At 68.2% G+C, this 15,419-nt stretch carries 15 protein-coding genes; 11 read left to right on the top strand and 4 right to left on the bottom strand.

Going from position 1 to position 15,419, the window contains the following annotated elements; translation table 11 throughout:
• Positions 1 to 29 precede the first annotated feature (29 nt).
• On the bottom strand, positions 30 to 764 hold the full coding sequence (locus tag D5S18_RS02680; RefSeq protein ID WP_120037609.1) for an MIP/aquaporin family protein: 735 nt from the start codon (positions 762 to 764) through the stop codon (positions 30 to 32).
• A 246-nt stretch (positions 765 to 1,010) separates the two neighbouring features.
• On the opposite strand from D5S18_RS02680, the gene D5S18_RS02675 reads away from it, so the two are divergent.
• The 8 genes from D5S18_RS02675 (at position 1,011) to D5S18_RS02640 (ending at position 8,864) form a co-directional block, all read left to right on the top strand.
• Positions 1,011 to 1,766 (top strand): IclR family transcriptional regulator, encoded by a 756-nt coding sequence (locus D5S18_RS02675; RefSeq protein ID WP_120037607.1) that lies wholly within the window; start codon positions 1,011 to 1,013, stop codon positions 1,764 to 1,766.
• Between the two features lie 20 nt (positions 1,767 to 1,786).
• A complete protein-coding gene (glpK, locus tag D5S18_RS02670) occupies positions 1,787 to 3,280 on the top strand; it encodes a glycerol kinase GlpK (protein ID WP_439651076.1) in 1,494 nt (497 codons plus the stop codon).
• A 218-nt stretch (positions 3,281 to 3,498) separates the two neighbouring features.
• Entirely contained in the window at positions 3,499 to 4,923 is a 1,425-nt protein-coding gene (locus D5S18_RS02665) for a sensor histidine kinase (protein WP_239003487.1), read from the top strand.
• Positions 4,920 to 5,336 carry a roadblock/LC7 domain-containing protein gene (locus D5S18_RS02660; RefSeq protein ID WP_120037603.1) on the top strand — a complete coding sequence of 139 codons (417 nt, stop codon included), beginning with the start codon at positions 4,920 to 4,922 and terminating at the stop codon, positions 5,334 to 5,336. The genes D5S18_RS02665 and D5S18_RS02660 overlap by 4 nt, the downstream gene beginning before the upstream one ends.
• Before the next feature lie 13 nt (positions 5,337 to 5,349).
• The gene (locus D5S18_RS02655) at positions 5,350 to 5,727 is read left to right on the top strand and encodes a DUF742 domain-containing protein (RefSeq protein ID WP_239003486.1); all 378 of its coding nucleotides are present in this window, start codon (positions 5,350 to 5,352) and stop codon (positions 5,725 to 5,727) included.
• A complete protein-coding gene (locus D5S18_RS02650; RefSeq protein ID WP_120037599.1) occupies positions 5,708 to 6,361 on the top strand; it encodes a GTP-binding protein in 654 nt (217 codons plus the stop codon). Before D5S18_RS02655 ends, D5S18_RS02650 begins: the two co-directional genes overlap by 20 nt.
• Positions 6,358 to 7,632, top strand: a complete 1,275-nt coding sequence (locus D5S18_RS02645) for a cytochrome P450 (protein ID WP_120037597.1) — start codon at positions 6,358 to 6,360, stop codon at positions 7,630 to 7,632. The genes D5S18_RS02650 and D5S18_RS02645 overlap by 4 nt, the downstream gene beginning before the upstream one ends.
• The gene (locus tag D5S18_RS02640; protein WP_120037595.1) at positions 7,629 to 8,864 is read left to right on the top strand and encodes a cytochrome P450 family protein; all 1,236 of its coding nucleotides are present in this window, start codon (positions 7,629 to 7,631) and stop codon (positions 8,862 to 8,864) included. Before D5S18_RS02645 ends, D5S18_RS02640 begins: the two co-directional genes overlap by 4 nt.
• 41 nt (positions 8,865 to 8,905) lie before the next feature.
• Here D5S18_RS02640 and D5S18_RS02635 read toward each other — a convergent pair whose 3' ends face one another.
• Together D5S18_RS02635 and D5S18_RS02630 are read right to left on the bottom strand one after the other, a co-directional pair.
• Positions 8,906 to 10,240 (bottom strand): NHL repeat-containing protein, encoded by a 1,335-nt coding sequence (locus D5S18_RS02635; protein WP_120037593.1) that lies wholly within the window; start codon positions 10,238 to 10,240, stop codon positions 8,906 to 8,908.
• Between the two features lie 162 nt (positions 10,241 to 10,402).
• Entirely contained in the window at positions 10,403 to 11,137 is a 735-nt protein-coding gene (locus D5S18_RS02630; RefSeq protein WP_147403826.1) for a hypothetical protein, read from the bottom strand.
• Positions 11,138 to 11,391: 254 nt separating this feature from the next.
• Here D5S18_RS02630 and D5S18_RS02625 point away from each other — a divergent pair, with 254 nt between their 5' ends.
• Positions 11,392 to 11,997, top strand: coding sequence for a ClpP family protease (locus tag D5S18_RS02625; RefSeq protein WP_120037589.1), 606 nt, complete (start codon positions 11,392 to 11,394; stop codon positions 11,995 to 11,997).
• A complete protein-coding gene (locus D5S18_RS02620; RefSeq protein ID WP_120037587.1) occupies positions 11,994 to 12,584 on the top strand; it encodes a ClpP family protease in 591 nt (196 codons plus the stop codon). Before D5S18_RS02625 ends, D5S18_RS02620 begins: the two co-directional genes overlap by 4 nt.
• A gap of 3 nt (positions 12,585 to 12,587) precedes the next feature.
• Here the strand turns inward: D5S18_RS02620 and D5S18_RS02615 are convergent, their stop codons facing one another.
• Positions 12,588 to 12,998: a helix-turn-helix domain-containing protein gene (locus D5S18_RS02615; protein ID WP_120037585.1), complete on the bottom strand. Its 411-nt coding sequence runs from the start codon at positions 12,996 to 12,998 to the stop codon at positions 12,588 to 12,590.
• A gap of 91 nt (positions 12,999 to 13,089) precedes the next feature.
• Here D5S18_RS02615 and D5S18_RS02610 point away from each other — a divergent pair, with 91 nt between their 5' ends.
• Positions 13,090 to 15,312, top strand: a complete 2,223-nt coding sequence (locus tag D5S18_RS02610) for a tetratricopeptide repeat protein (RefSeq protein WP_158607780.1) — start codon at positions 13,090 to 13,092, stop codon at positions 15,310 to 15,312.
• The last annotated feature ends 107 nt before the right edge of the window (positions 15,313 to 15,419 follow it).

Raw genomic sequence — 15,419 nt, 5'->3', positions numbered from 1 at the left:
AGTCCTTTCGGGAAAGGCTGTGCGGGATTTCAGAAGAACACGTGTGCGGCGAGGCCGGCCAGCACACCGCCGGTCAGCGGGCCGAGGACCGGGACCCACGCGTAGGACCAGTCGGAATCCTTGCGGCCCGAGTTGCCCATGGGCAGCAGCGCGTGCGCGATCCGGGGGCCGAGGTCGCGGGCCGGGTTGATGGCGTAGCCGGTCGGGCCGCCCAGCGATGCGCCGATGCCGACGACGAGCAGGGCCGCCGCCACCGGGCCGAGTCCGGTCGGGGTGTGGCCGAGGGAGAGGATGACCAGTACGAGGACGAACGTGGCGATGACCTCGGTGAGGTAGTTCCACCCGTAGCCGCGCACGGCGGGGCCGGTGGAGAACACGGCGAGCTTCTTGCCCTCGTCGGTTTCGAGGTCGAAGTGCCGCTTGTAGGCGAGGAAGGCGGCGACCGCGCCCAAGAACGCGCCGACCAACTGCCCGCCTATATAGGCGACGGTGTTGGCGAAGGTGATATCGATGCCCGGTGCGTACTCGTGCGCACCGCTGCACAGGATTCCGATGGTGACGGCGGGATTGAGGTGCCCGCCCGTTTTGTACGCGGCGTAGACGCCGGCCATGACGCCGAGCCCCCACCCGAAGCTGATTAGTAACCAACCGCCGTCAAAGCCCTTGGAGCGGGTCAGCAACACATTCGCGACCACACCCGCACCGAGCAGCAACAGGATTCCGGTTCCGAGCGCCTCGCTCAGAAAAATGGAGCCGAAGTTCACCGTTGAGCCTCCGTCTTGCTCGCGGCCGCGCCGTGCGGCCGAGTCGTTTCGACGTTACGGCCGTATGAAGCGGGGCAATACCACTGCCGTTCGACATTGTCGAACGTGTCGGCCGGCGGTGGCCGCCGGTCGGCGGTACGGTTCCGGCCCAAGGACCTCGCGTGGGGGCCGAAACGAGTGAGTTGCTGAATGATTACCGCGTGTTCGACATTGTCGAACTGCCGGCCGCCGACTAAGTTTCGGCGCATGCCAGGCCCCATCCAGTCCATCGAGCGCGCGGCGGCGGTCCTGCGACTGCTGGCCCGCGGATCGGGCCGACTCGGTGTCGGCGAGATCGCCGCCGCCCTGGACCTGGCCAAACCCACCGCCCACGGCATTCTGCGCACCCTGCAGGGCGTCGGCTTCGTAGAGCAGGACCACGCCACCGGAAAATACCGGCTCGGCTCGGCGCTGCTGAACCTGAGCATGGGCAACCTCGACGCGAACGAACTCCGCTCCAGGGCGCTGAACTGGGCCGACGCCCTGGCCGCGCGCACCGGCGCCGCGGTGCGCATCGCCGCCCCGGCCGAGGGCGCGGTGGTGGTCGTGCACCACGTGTTCCGGCCCGACAATTCCGAACAGTCGCTCGAGGTCGGCGAGGTGCTCGCGCCGCACGCCACCGCGCTCGGCAAGGCGCTGCTGGCCTACGACACCGAATTGGCCGCGCGCAAAGGCGAATTGACGGCCTTCACCCGGCGCACCCTCGTGGACCGAGCGGCGCTGAACCGGGTGCTCGCCTCGGTCCGACAGCACGGATGGGCGGGCGAGGCGGGCGAATTCCGGCCGGGTTTCGCCGCCATCGCCGCCCCGATTCGCGGTCGCGGCGGACTGGTCGTCGGCGCGATCGGCATCAATGGACCGCTGGATCGACTCTGCGACGCGCAGTCGCGGTTCCGGCAGCCGCTCATCGATCAGGTGCGCGATGCGGCGCGCGCGATATCCCGCGATCTCGGAGGTCAGTGATCGTGGCGGCCCGCTATGTCATGGCGATCGATCAGGGCACGACCTCGACCAGATGCATCGTGTTCGATCAGCGCGCCCGTTTGGTCGGTGTCGCCCAGCGCGAACATCAGCAGCGCTATCCGCGTCCGGGCTGGGTGGAGCAGGACGCCGCCGAGGTCTGGCGCAATGTGGGGCGCATCGTGCCGCAGGCGCTGCGCGAATCCGGTATCGCCGCCGAGGAGATCGTGGCGCTGGGCATCGCGAATCAGCGCGAGACCACCGTGCTGTGGGATCGCCGCACCGGCGTGCCGATCGGTCGCGCCATCGTCTGGCAGGACACCCGCACCGAGGATCTGGTGCGCGAGTTGGCGAACGCGCCGGGCGCGCACCGGATTCGCGAGCTGACGGGTCTGCCGCTGGCCACCTACTTCGCCGCGCCCCGGCTGCGCTGGCTGCTGGACAACACACCGGGCCTGCGCGAGCGCGCCGAACGCGGCGAGGTGCTGTTCGGCACGATGGAGACCTGGGTCATCTGGCAATTGACGGGTGGACCCGACGGCGGCGCGCATCGCACCGACGTCACCAATGCCAGCCGCACCCTGCTGATGAATCTGGCCACACTCCAGTGGGATTCGGAACTGCTGCGCTTCTTCGACATCCCCGCCGCCGTGCTGCCGCGCATCCAGGCCAGCACCGCGCCGTACGGTCGCACCACGACGGTGGTGCCGGGCATCGACATCGCGGCCGCGCTCGGGGATCAGCACGCCGCGCTGTTCGGGCAGACCTGTTTCGCGCGTGGGGAAACCAAGTGCACCTACGGGACCGGCGGGTTCCTGATGATGAATACCGGTAGCGAGTTGGTGCGTTCCGAACACGGCCTGCTGAGCACCATCGGCTATCAGATCGGTCCCGAACCGGTGTACGCGCTGGAGGGGCCGATCGCGGTGACCGGCTCGCTGGTGCAGTGGATCCGCGACAATCTCGGCTTGGTCGGCAGCGCGCCGGAGATCGAAACCCTCGCCGCCACGGTCGAAGACAATGGCGGCTGCTATATCGTGCCCGCCTTCTCCGGCCTCTACGCCCCGCACTGGCGCAGCGACGCGCGCGGCGCGATCTTCGGGCTCACCTCCTACATCACCAAGGGACATCTGGCGCGGGCGGTGCTGGAGGCCACCGCATGGCAGACCCGCGAGGTGGTGGAGGCGATGAACGCCGATTCCGGATTGCAGGCGCGGACGCTGCGGGTGGACGGCGGTATGACCGCCGACAATCTGCTCATGCGGATCGTGGCCGATGTGCTCGACATTCCGGTGGTGCGTCCGTTCGTGGCCGAGACCGTCTCCCTCGGCGCGGCTTACGCGGCCGGGTTGGCGGTGGGCTACTGGCCGGATCTAGAGGGGTTGCGGCGCAACTGGCGGCCCGCCGCGCAGTGGACGCCGCGGATGGACCCGGCGCATCGGGCCGAGGAGTACGCGAACTGGCAGCGTGCGGTCTCGCTCACCTTCGGTTGGCTGCGGCCCAAAGGTCAACGATAGCAAGATCGCTCGATCGGCTACGCGTCGGTACGCGAGGATTTTCCTACCCTTCGAGTGGCGATCCCGTGTCCGGTTCGTTATGCTTGCCCGCAAGATTGCGAAAATGCTTGCCGGGCCACATATTTGGGGTGTGTCGGTGCGGCGGCATACCTATGTGTAAGGGGCGCAAGGGATTCCATTGGCGTCCCTTGCGGTGCGCGAGTGCGGAAGTGCGGAACTTGTCACAGTCATCGAATCCGCCGCTGGGCGAGCCGCTCACGGCCGTCGAAGCCGCGCGGCCTGCGGGTGTGGCGACCCGCCTGCCCTTTTCGGCGCTGATATGCACGGCCGTCGTGGCCGCCGCCGCGGTGGTGGTCGGTGTGGTCTTCGCGCCCGCCGGTTTCCGGGCGCCCTTGGCCATCGGCGCGGGAATCGCGGCGATTGTGTTGTGCGCCACCGTGACGGCGGCCATCTATTACCGCGCCGAGGCCCTGCGTGCCCGCTCGGCCGCCGCCGAGGCGAGCGCCGCCGCCGAATCCGGCCTGGTCACCGCCAATGACACCATCGCCGCCGCCAATACCGCCGCCTACGAGGCCATCTCCTCGGCCAACGACGCCGCCGAGGCGCACGCCACCGCGGCGCGGGACGCCGAGAGCCGCCGATCCTCGGCCATGGCCGCCTTCTCCGGCGCGGCCGGACGCATGCAGGCCATGACCACCAGCATGCTGGCCGAACTGCGCGAAATGGAGCACGCGCACGCCGATCCCAAGGTGCTCGCCGACCTGCTGCACCTGGACCACCGCACCGCGCAGGCAGGCCGCCTCGCCGACAGCATCGCCGTGCTCAGCGGTGCGCGCTCGGGCCGACGCTGGGCCAAACCCATTGCCATGGAGTCGATTCTGCGCGGCGCCATGGGTCGCGTCGCGGGCTACCAGCGGGTGCGGCTGCGCGCGGTCGCCGAGATCGCCATCGCGGGTCACGCCGCCGAGGGTGTCATGCACGCGCTGGCCGAACTGATCGACAATGCCTGCAACTTCTCCCCGCCCACCACCGAGGTGCACATCTACGCCGCCGAAGTGCCCGCGGGCGTGGTGCTGACGATCGAGGACAGCGGCCTGGTCATGAGCGAATCCGCGCTGCGCCGCGCGGAAGCCGCGGTGTCCGGACAGGGGCCGCGCGGTGGCGTGGCCGCGGATCTCTCCTCGCTGACCGGCACCCGCCTCGGCCTGGCCGTTGTCGGACATCTGGCCCGCAAGCACGGCCTGACCGTGTCCTACCGGCCCTCGGCCATCGGCGGCACGGCCGTGGTCGTGGTGGTGCCGCGCGATCTCACCGCCAGGGTGGATCGCGGCCATCAGACCCCGGTCGCCGCACCCGTGCGGCCCGCCGTGACGCAGGTCACCACCCAGTCCTCGGCGGCGCAGGTCACCGAATTCATCGAGCCCCAGCAACTCACCGCCACCGATTCCGCGCTGCCCAAGCGGCGGCGCGGCAGTACCCTGGCCGCCGTTCATCCCGACGGCCTGTCCGCGCCGAGGGCCGTCGCGGACCCGGCTCCGAACACCTCGCGGCCCGCCGCGCTCGGCGCGTTCCAGCGCGCCGTGGCCCGCCGCGACGCCGAAGCCGCACCGTCCCCGTCCCCGTCCGTGGAGAACGATCGATGATCACAATCGCACCGGCGCACCTGTCCTGGTTGCTCGAACAGCTACTGGCCCGCACGCCCTACGCCAGGCACGCGCTGCTGCTTTCCAGCGACGGCCTCAAGATCTGCCACACCCCGGAACTCGGCATCGACAAGGCCGATCAGCTCGCGGCGATCGCGGCGGGCATCCAGAGCCTCTCGCACGGCGCGTCGGTCGAATTCGGCGACGGTCGCAGCGGGGTCCGCCAGTCCATGACCGAGTTCTACGGCGGCATCCTGTTCATCGTCGAGGCCGGGATGGGCGCGCATATCGCCGTCGTCGCCGCCGACGAGGCCGATGCCGGACTGGTCGGGCACAACATGCGCGAGCTCGTCGAACAGCTCGGTGACCATTTGGCGGCCGCGCCGCGAGTGCGGGGCGCGGGCGCTCGGTGACGGAGGTCCGGCAGTGATACGGGGCAGACCAGGGCGCGACGACGACCCGGACCGGCTCTACACCCTCACCGGCGGGCGCACCCGCCCGGACTCCGACGCCTTCGACCTGGTCACCCTGGTGGTCAGCGAATGCGAACCGGTGCCGGGCATGCAGTCCGAGCATGTGGCCATCCTGCAGATGTGCCGCGCGCCAACGGCTGTGGTGGAGATCGCGGCCGAATTGCGGCTCCCCGTCGGCATCGCCACCGTGCTGCTGTCGGATCTGCTGCACGCGGGCAAGATCTCGGCCCGCCACCCGAGGGTCCGCGCCACCGACCCCGGTATGCCCTGGCAGAGCTTGCCCGACACCTCCACCCTCGAGAAGGTGCTCATTGGACTCCGCAGTCTTTGATCCGCGACCGGCCCGCGCGGACGCGCCGCTGCACGGCACCACCAGCAATGGGCTCAAGATCGTCATCGTCGGCGGTTTCGGCGTCGGCAAGACCACCATGGTGCGCGCGGTCAGCGAGATCCGTCCGCTCGACACCGAGGCCACCATGACCAATGCCGGCGTGGGCGTGGACGATCCGAGCGGTGCGCCCGGCAAGTCCACCACCACGGTCGCCTTCGACTTCGGCCGCATCACCATCGACGCGGAGAATGTGCTCTACCTGTTCGGCGCGCCGGGACAGGAGCGGTTCTGGTTCCTGTGGGATCGGCTGTTCGCGGGCGCGCTCGGCGCGATCGTGCTGGTGGATCAGCGCCGCATTGCCGACTCCTGGTACGCCATCGACCGCCTCGAACAGCAGGGCACCCGATTCATCGTGGCGTGCAACAACTTCGGTGGGCACCACGCCATCGAGGAGGTGCGCGCCGCGCTGGATCTGGATCCGCACGTCCCGCTGGTCGACTGCGACGCGCGCTCGCGCGAGTCGTGCAAGCGGGTGTTGATCGCCCTGGTCGAGCACATCTATGCGGCCCGCACGAATCTCGCAGGCGCGCGACCTCTCAGCGCGCCGCGCACCACGACGGAGAGTCTGTCATGACCATGCCGAGCATGTCGGCCGATACCGGCGGCTGCCCGGTCGTCCACGGGGCGGTGCCGCTGAGCGGTCCGCGTTTCCACACCGATCCGCACCACCTCTATCGGGAGATGCGTCGCGACCACGGGCCGGTCGTCGCGGTGGAGCTGCCCGGCGGCGTCCCGGCCTGGCTCATCATCGGATATCGCGAATTGCACCAGGTGACCAGCGATCCCGAACTGTTCCCGCGCGATGTGGCGCTGTGGAACCAGTGGGGCAACATCGCCGAGGACTGGCCGCTGCTGCCCATGGTCGGGCGGCCCATGCCCTCGATCTATTTCACGGCGGGCGCCGAGCATCGCAGACACGTCGACATGGTCGAGCCGGCCATGGAGACCCTGGACCCGTTCGAATTGCGCCGCGACTGCGAGGAATTGGCCGACCGGCTGATCGATGGCTTCTGCGGGCGCGGCGAGGCCGACCTGGTGGCCGATTTCGCGGTGCCGCTTCCGGTGCTGATCATGGCCCGCATCCTCGGCTTCCCTGATGAGGACGGCCCGGATCTGGCGTGGGCGATGAAGGCGCTCGCCGATGGCGGCGTCGATGCCCAGGCGGGCTACGTGCGCTTCGGCGAGCATATGCGGCGACTGCTGGCATCCAAGAAGGCAAGGCCGGGAAACGATCTCGTCTCGCGCATGCTGGCGCATCCGGGCCGGTTCACCGATGAGGAGTACATCCTCGACCTGCAAGCCATCACCGCCGCGGGCCATCTGCCGACCTCCGACTGGATCGGGAACTCGGTGCGGCTCATGCTCACCGACGAGCGCTTCGCGGCGGCGCTGGGCGGCGGGCGGCGCAGCGTCGGCGAGGCCATGAACGAGGTGCTGTGGGAGGACACCCCGACCCAGATCCTGGCCGGGCGCTGGGCGGCGCGCGATACCCGCCTGGCGGACAAAGTGATTCGCGCCGGGGATATGCTGCTGCTCGGGCTGGCCGCCGCCAATGCCGATCCGCATGTGCGCCAACATCTCACGCCGGGCAGCGAACCGGTCAACACGGGCAACAGCGCGCATTTCGCCTTCAGCTACGGTGAATACCGCTGCCCGTTCCCGGCGCAGCAAATCGCCGAGATCATCGCGCGCACGAGTATCGAGGTGCTGCTGGACCGGCTGCCCGATATCGATCTCGCGGTGCCCGCGCAGAATCTGGTGCGGCGGCCCTCGGCCTTCCTGCGGGGTATGACTTCCCTTCCCGTTCGTTTCACCGCTGTACGCGCCGTCGGAGGTACCCCGTGAGTTCACCGTGCCCGCACAACACCGCGATCGCCATCGATCCGCTAGTCGGTGACCTGGCGGGGGAGACCGCCCGACTACGCGACGCCGGGCCGGTCGCGCGCATCGAACTGCTCGGCGTCCCGGCGTGGACCATCACCGAAACCGCGCTCGCCAGACAACTTCTCGTCGACACCCGGCTGGTCAAGGATATCGATACCTGGTCGCTGTGGCGTTCGGGCGCGGTCACCCGGCAGTGGCCGCTGATCGGCATGATCGATGCGGGCCGTTCCATGTTCACCGTGGACGGGGCCGAGCACCGGCGGCTGCGCATCAAGACCACCCAGGCGCTCACCCCGCGCCGACTCGAGGACCTGCGCCCCGTCATCGAGCGGCTCACCGCCGAACTCCTCGACGATCTGGCGGCGGCGGGCGCGGACGGCGCGGTGGTCGACCTGAAGTCGGTCTTCGCCTATGCGCTGCCCATGCGGGTGATCAGCGAGCTCATGGGGGTGGCGCGCAGCGATCACGCCATGCTGCTCGACTGGTACAAGAAGTTCTTCTCGATGCTGACTCCGCAGGACGAGCGGCTGGAAATCATCGAGAAGATGCACGTCTACTTCACCGATCTGGTGGCGCGCAAGACGGCCGAACCCACCGACGACCTCACCTCCGCGCTCATCCTCGCCGACGACGGCGGTGAACCGCTCACGGCCGAGGAGGTGGTGGGCAATCTGAAGGCGCTGGTCGCCGCGGGCCACGAGACCACCATCGGACTCATCCTCAATGCCGTTCGCGCGCTGTTGAATCGGCCCGAACAGTTCGACCGGGTGCGCTCCGGTGAGATCGACTGGAAGCAGGCCGTCGAGGAGACGCTGCGCTGGGATCCGCCCGTCACCCATCTGCTCATGCGCTTCGCCGCCGAGGATATCGCCGTGGGCGATACGGTGATCGAGAAGGGCGAGGGCGTGGTCATGTCGTATCGGACCATCGGTCGCGACACCGCAGTGCACGGTGCGAACGCCGACAGCTTCGTCCTCGACCGGTCGACCGCCAACCGGCACTTGGCCTTCGGCTTCGGACCGCATGTCTGCCCCGGTGCGGCGCTGTCGCGCCTGGAGGCCGGGATCGCCCTGCCCGCGCTGTTCGCGCGCTTCCCGAATCTGCGGCTGGCCGTGCCGGATTCGGAGATTCGCAATCTTCCGGTGCTCACCCAGAACGATCTGGCGGGCTTCCCCGTCCTGCTCGGCGACTGAAATACGCTGAGCCCCGGACGATCCGGGGCTCAGCGACTCGATCAGCCCCGGTAGCGCAGCACGACGAAATTGTCGCCCTGTGCCGGGTCATTGGTGGTGCCTACCACCACGATGCGACCATCGGACTGGATGGCGGCGGCGTTGCCGTGGTCGGCCTTGGTGCCAAGATCGGTCGACACCCTGCCCCCGTCGCCGAATCCGGTGTCCAGCTTGCCCTGCGAGGTGTAGCGGGCGATGGCGATATTGTCGCCCGTGGCCGTGCCGTGGCTGGTGCCCACCGCGACGATCTTGCCGTCGGACTGCACCCGGACCGAATTGGCGACGTCGGCCTTGCCGCCGAAATCGGTGGAAACCTTGCCGCCGTCGCCGAATCCGGTGTCCGGCTTGCCCTCCGAGGTGTCGCGCAGGATGACGAAGTTCTCGCCCTGCGCCTGATCCACGGTGGAGCCGGCCACCACTATGCGACCATCCGATTGCAGGGCAACGGCATTGGCGTGGTCGGACTTGGTGCCCAGATCCGTGGAGACCTTGCCGCCCTCGCCGAAGGTGGTATCGGGTTTGCCGTCGGCGGTGTAGCGGGCGAGGGCGATATTGTCGCCCGTCGCGGTGCCGTGGCTGGTGCCCGCGGCCAGGATGCGGCCGTCGGGTCCGATCGAAAGTGCCTGGGCCACATCGGATTTACCATTGAAATCGGTGGTGGCTCTGCCGCCGTCGCCGAAGCCGGTGTCGAGTTTGCCGTCGGCGGTGTAGCGCAGCACGACGAAATTGTCGCCCTGTGCCGGATCCTGCGTCGATCCGGCGACCACGATTCGACCATCGGACGCGACGGCGACGGCATTGGCGTGGTCGGCCTTGGTGCCCAGATCCGTGGAGACCTTGCCGCCCTCGCCGAAGGTGTTGTCCGCCTTGCCATCCGGTGTGTAGCGGGCCAGGGCGATATTGTCCCCGGTATCGGTGCCGTGACTGGTGCCCGCCACCACTATGCGGCCATCGGACTGGAGCGCGACCGCCCGCGCGATATCGGACTTTCCGCCGAAATCGGTGGTCGTCTTCCCGCCCTCGCCGAAGGTGGAATCGAGTTTGCCCTCCGGCGTATAGCGGACGACCGCGAAATTATCGCCCTGTGCCGGATCCTGCGTCGATCCGACGACCACTATTCGTCCGTCGGATTGCAGGGCGACCGCGTTCGCGCGATCGGCGGGCGAGCCGAGATCGGTGCCGACCTTGCCGTTGCTGCCGAATCCGGAATCCAGACTCCCGGCGGCCGGGGCGGAATCCGATGAGCTGGAACAGGCACACAGGGCCGACCCGAGTAGGGCGACGAAAGCCAGGTGGCGCACCGACTGTGCAGCCGCCGATCGTGACGTGCGCAGCATCTTGACTACCTCATTTCAAAATTGAAGGGGTAGAACACAATTCACAGAGCACGAAAAGCGATCACATTATGCGCGCGCCACCGGCGGCGCGTGGCGGGTTCGCGGCGGATTGCCGTGCGACACGCGAAGGCGCGCACCCGGCGCGCCGTGCCGCCCAGGGGCCTAGTCGGGCGAGGGCATGGTCCAACCCGCCGCGAGCAGGGCGGCGATACCTTCGCGCACCCGATCGTGGCCCGCGCCGCCCGGCGTCCAGATCGACCAGTGCACCGAGATATTCAGCGAGAGCTCGAAGAATTGTCGCCCCAATTGGAATGCGATCGGCGCGGCCACGGTATTGCGCAACGGACCGCCCACCCAATGTGCACCGTCGCGGAATTCCACCGGATGCTCCAGTGTCCAGATGCGATCCAGCACCGAGATAGTTCCATCCGGATTGATCGTGCTGTCGGCCGGTAAACGGGCCATACTCGCCCGCACCCAGAGATAGTGCCAATTCATCCGAACGCCGGACGGATCGGAGGCCACCGCGTCGCACATGAAACGCGTCGCCGTCTCATAGGTCAGTTCGGCGGCGGGGGAGAATTCCTCGCCATCCCAAATGGCTTGCAGCCGCACGGATTCCGGAGTCTCGGTGCTGTAGAGCGTCTGATAGGGCGCATGCGGAATCGGTTTGCTCATCGGCCAGTCGAAATCATCCTCCCAGTAGGCGGTGGAAACTCCGATGAGCAGTGGGCGACAGAAATCGGCGGCGAAGTCGAATATCGCGCGCAGGGCGATGGCATTGACCGCGTGGTCGTCGGCGACGTTCTGGATGTCGTACTTGAGAAATAGCCCGTGACCGGGTGACTCCAGCAGTCGCGGCAACCCCGCCGCATCCGCGTTTTGCGCGATGTTCACTCGTCCAGCATGCCAGTGCCGCACCGCGACCGCCCGCGCGAGCAGGTCCAATGACCAGAATACGCCGCCGTCCGGGGCGCGCTCGCGTCGAAAACCGGCTGCTGTGCAGGGACGATAGCGAAGATCGCCGGTGCCGCAGCGAGATTGGTGAGAACTACCACGTTTGAGCCGCCCGCGACCCGCGCTGCTCACGGCAGATCTGCCCTGGGCAGCGTGCGCGGACTTTTCCGCCGCAGGTAGGGCACGGTGGGGCTATGGCTCAGGACGACAAGACCCCACTGTTCAACTGGCATACCCGTGAGCAATTGCTCAGCCGTCGCATTCTGGTGTTGGACGGCCCACTCGACGACGACAACGGCCCGGTGCTGATGACCCAGCTACTCACCCTCGCCGCCGAGGACGCCGAAGCAGGCATCTCGCTGTGGATCCATTCCCCCGGCGGCTCGGTGGCGGCCATGCTCGCCATTCGCGACATCATCCGGCTGGTGCCGTGCACCGTCTCCACCCTCGCCTTCGGCATCGCGTGCAGCGCCGGACAATTCCTGCTCTCCGCAGGCACCAAAGGCCACCGATACGCCCTGCCGCACAGCAGGATTCTGATGCACCAGGGATCGGCGGGTATCGGCGGCAGCGCCGTCGAGGTCGAACTACAGGCCGACGATCTGCGCCAGACCGTGCAAACCGTGCTCGGACTCATCGCCGAGGACACCGGACAACCCTACGAGCGGGTCTACGAGGATTCGCTGCACGACAGGTGGTTCACGGCAGCGCAGGCCAAGGAATACGGGTTCGTCGACCACATCGTGGACGCCTTCCCACAGATCGTCCCCCAGCGGCAGCGGATTGGAATTTCAGCGTGAGTACCTACACGATTCCCAATGTCATCGCCCAGCATCGCGGCGGTGAGCGGATCACCGACATCTACTCCCACCTGCTCGCCGAGCGCATCATCTACCTGGGCACCGGGATCGATTCCGGCGTCGCCAACGCGCTGATCGCGCAGTTGTTGCATCTGGAATCGGAGAGTCCGGACCGGGATATCAACCTCTACATCAACTGCGAGGGCGGCGATCTGTCGGCGGCACTGGCGGTATACGACACGATGCAGCACATCCACGCGCCGGTGCACACCACCTGCGTCGGCCAAGCCGTAGCCGTCGGCGCGGTGCTGCTGGCCGGTGGCGCGCCCGGTGCGCGGGCCATGCTCCCGCACGCCAGGATCGTGCTGCATCAGCCCGCCGCGCGCGGTCAAGGCACCATTCCCGACCTCATCATCCAGGCCGACGAACTGGTGCGGATGCGTTCGGAGATCGAGACGGTGCTGGCCCGCCACACCGGGCAGACGATCGAGCGGCTGCGGCACGACACCGATCGCGATCGGGTCTTCACCGCCGACGCGGCCATCGAATACGGTTTGGTGGACCGGGTTTTGGCGCCGCGCGGGTGAGGCTCAGGCCGCCCGCAGTACGACGTTCGACGTGCCGTGCACCGGCCGACCGATATTCGACGCGCGGTGCGCGGGCAGGCTGATGTTCGATGTGCCGCGCAAGGGCAGGCGGTGGGAACGCAATTCGTCGATGACCTGTTCGGTGAGGCCGAACAGGTCGGTGCCGAGCGCACCCGCCAGCGCCGCGATCATCTCGCTCGACGGCTCCTTGCGGCCCCGCTCCACCTCCGAAAGATACTGCGGCGACACACCCGCGCGGGCGGCCGTCTCGGCGAGGGTTTCGCGCTGATTCAGCCGTAGGGCGCGCAGGCGACGACCCAGCACCTCCCGCCACAGCGGTTCGGGCTCGCGGTCCTCGCGTCCGCCGGGCAGGGCGCGCAGGCGGGACGGGCGTCGGCTGGTCTGCTCGGCCATGTCCCGAGCTTATCCGACCTCGAACCACCGGCCGCGCCTACCGATTACGCTGTGGGCGGACAACTGGCGCGGTGCGGGGAGATGGTGCGCGATGCAGGTCGGGATACCACGGCAGATTCCGCCGCGCGACGGCGACTACGTCGATCGGGAAGAGGTGCTGGCCGAGATTGCGCGGCTGGTCACCGACGAGTCCGACAATCGGACCGTGGTGCTCAAAGGTCTGCCGAAAATCGGGAAGACGGCCGTGGCGGTGGAGGTCATGCACCGGCTGTGGGAGCGCTTTCCGGACGGTCAGCTGTTCTGCGAGCTCTCCGAGGGAGACGCGCCGCGCAGCGTCTCCGACATCCTGCAGAATCTGCTTGTCGCACTGGGTGATTCGGCCACCGACATACCGGACCGGCCCGATGCCCGGCACGGGCGGTACCTCACCGTGACCAGGGGCCGCAAACTGCTCGTGGTGCTCGACGGCGCGGTGACCGCGGCACAGCTGCGCTGGTTGCGTCCCGCCGACGGCGGCTCCCTCGTAGTGGTCACCGGTCGCGCCTCCGGTACCGATCTCGGCATCGGCGCGACCACGGTATTCGAGGTGGATCGCTTGCGCGCCGGGCATTCTCGCGAACTGCTCGCCCGGATGGTTGGCGCGGACCGCCTCGCCGCCGAACCGGAGGCGGTGCGGCGGGTCCTGGCCATGTGCGATGACGTGCCCTACGCGCTGCGCGTCATCGGCACCCTCATTCGCAACCATCCGAGCCGACCGATCGCCATGACGACCGACCTGCTTCGGGTGGACGGGCGCTGGTCGGTCGCGCTGAAACTTCCCGAAATCTTCGATGCCGCCTACTCATCGCTGTCGACCGAGGCGGCGTGCTGCTATCGGGCGCTCGGTTCGCGGGCGCACAGCGGATGGTTGTCGATCGCCGCGCTCGCCGCCGTGCTCGAGATGTCCGATGACGAGATCGCCTGGGCTGTCGCCGAACTCGCCGAACTGCACCTGGTGCAGGAGAAGGCGAATGGTTGTCGGGCAACCTCGGTGGTTCGGGTGCATGCGCGCACTGTCGGCGCGCGGGTTCATTCGGCAAGCAGCGGGGTCGATTCCGTCGATGGTGGTGCGCGGATGAGCCTGGCCGAGAGTCCACACGCGAGTTCCGCCGAGGGTGGCCCGCAGGTGAGTCGAGCCGAGGGCAACGTGTGGATGGATTCGGCCGGAGGGGGTATACGGCCGAGTCCAGCCGGCAGTGTGCAAAGGGGCTCGACCGGTGGCGGGCAGGTGGTTTCGGCCGGTCGGCCGTCGAATTCCACCGGCGAGGAATGGTCGCGGTGGGAGCAGCGGTTGATCCGCTACTACGACAGCGCCTTCGCCGGTGCCGACGTGCTGCTCGCCCCCGCCCGCCCGTGGCGACGGTTGCTCTTTCCCGGCCAGGACTTCTCGGCCCCGGTCGCAGGCGAATTCACCGACGCGTCGGGCGCGCGGGCCTGGCTGCGCACCCACCTCGGCAATATCGCCGCCCTATCCGCACACCAATTCGACAGCGGGCGAGGCGATCTGGTGGCCCGCTGGTGTATGCTGCTGTTTTCCTTCCACGAGAAGGACAAGCACCTCGACACCATGCGCGCCATGCACGAACAGGGCTTGGCCCAGTCCAAGCGCATGGGCACCCCCGCTGTGCGCTGCCTGCTGCACATCCAGCTCGGCTTCCTGCACTACTGGCTGCGCGAGCTGCCCGAATCGGTAGCGCGGTTCCGCGCCGCGCTCGCCATCGACCGCACCGGATTCGCCCCGGAAGCGGCGGCCCAATTGGAGGCGTCGGCCTGCGAGGGTCTGGGTCTGGCACTGCTCGCCCGAGGCGAGACCGACCAGGCCCGAGACATCCTGCGCCGCAACCGCACCCTCGCCGCCGCTATCGCCGACCCGCGCCGTATCGCTCTCGCGGCTCTGCATTCGGCCAAGGTGGAGGATCCTGATTCCGCACTGGCACTGCTGGATACGGCCGCGGCGACCTTCGCCACGTCTGATTTCGACGAAACCGAGAACCTCGCGAAGGTGCGAATGTGGCGCGGCCGCAAACTCATCGAGCAGGGCGAACCGACCGCAGCCGAACCGCTGCTCACCGAGGCGCTTTCGGTGATGCGCGACCGCCGCCGCCGCTTCGATGAGGCCGAAGTGCTCATGGCGCTGGGGGATTGCCTGCTGACCCAAGCAGGTTCTCTCGCAGCTCGCGACCAATATCAGGCAGCCCTGACCATCTACTCCGAGTTGCGCTTCGACGAATCCGCCCGCCTCGCGCAAACGCGTCTGCGCGACATAGCTGACTGAGCGCGGAGCAAGGTCGAACTTCGGCTCGGGTTCGGCGGCCGGTGGCTCACGCAGCGCGGCGGGGGCATGCGATGCTCGGTCGCCTGCGCCTGCGCCTGCGCCTGCGC

Origin of the sequence: Nocardia panacis (assembly GCF_003598715.1) — a bacterium.
GTDB classification, from domain to species: domain Bacteria; phylum Actinomycetota; class Actinomycetes; order Mycobacteriales; family Mycobacteriaceae; genus Nocardia; species Nocardia panacis.
This window is presented reverse-complemented; position numbering and strand designations above follow the sequence as displayed.

Coding starts and splice junctions, on each gene's coding strand:
- D5S18_RS02675 (WP_120037607.1), top strand. CDS start 1,011: ATGCCAGGCCCCATCCAGTCCATCGAGCGCGCGGCGGCGGTCCTGCGA.
- glpK (WP_439651076.1), top strand. CDS start 1,787: ATGGCGATCGATCAGGGCACGACCTCGACCAGATGCATCGTGTTCGAT.
- D5S18_RS02660 (WP_120037603.1), top strand. CDS start 4,920: ATGATCACAATCGCACCGGCGCACCTGTCCTGGTTGCTCGAACAGCTA.
- D5S18_RS02645 (WP_120037597.1), top strand. CDS start 6,358: ATGACCATGCCGAGCATGTCGGCCGATACCGGCGGCTGCCCGGTCGTC.
- D5S18_RS02635 (WP_120037593.1), bottom strand. CDS start 10,240: ATGCTGCGCACGTCACGATCGGCGGCTGCACAGTCGGTGCGCCACCTG.
- D5S18_RS02625 (WP_120037589.1), top strand. CDS start 11,392: ATGGCTCAGGACGACAAGACCCCACTGTTCAACTGGCATACCCGTGAG.
- D5S18_RS02615 (WP_120037585.1), bottom strand. CDS start 12,998: ATGGCCGAGCAGACCAGCCGACGCCCGTCCCGCCTGCGCGCCCTGCCC.
- D5S18_RS02610 (WP_158607780.1), top strand. CDS start 13,090: ATGCAGGTCGGGATACCACGGCAGATTCCGCCGCGCGACGGCGACTAC.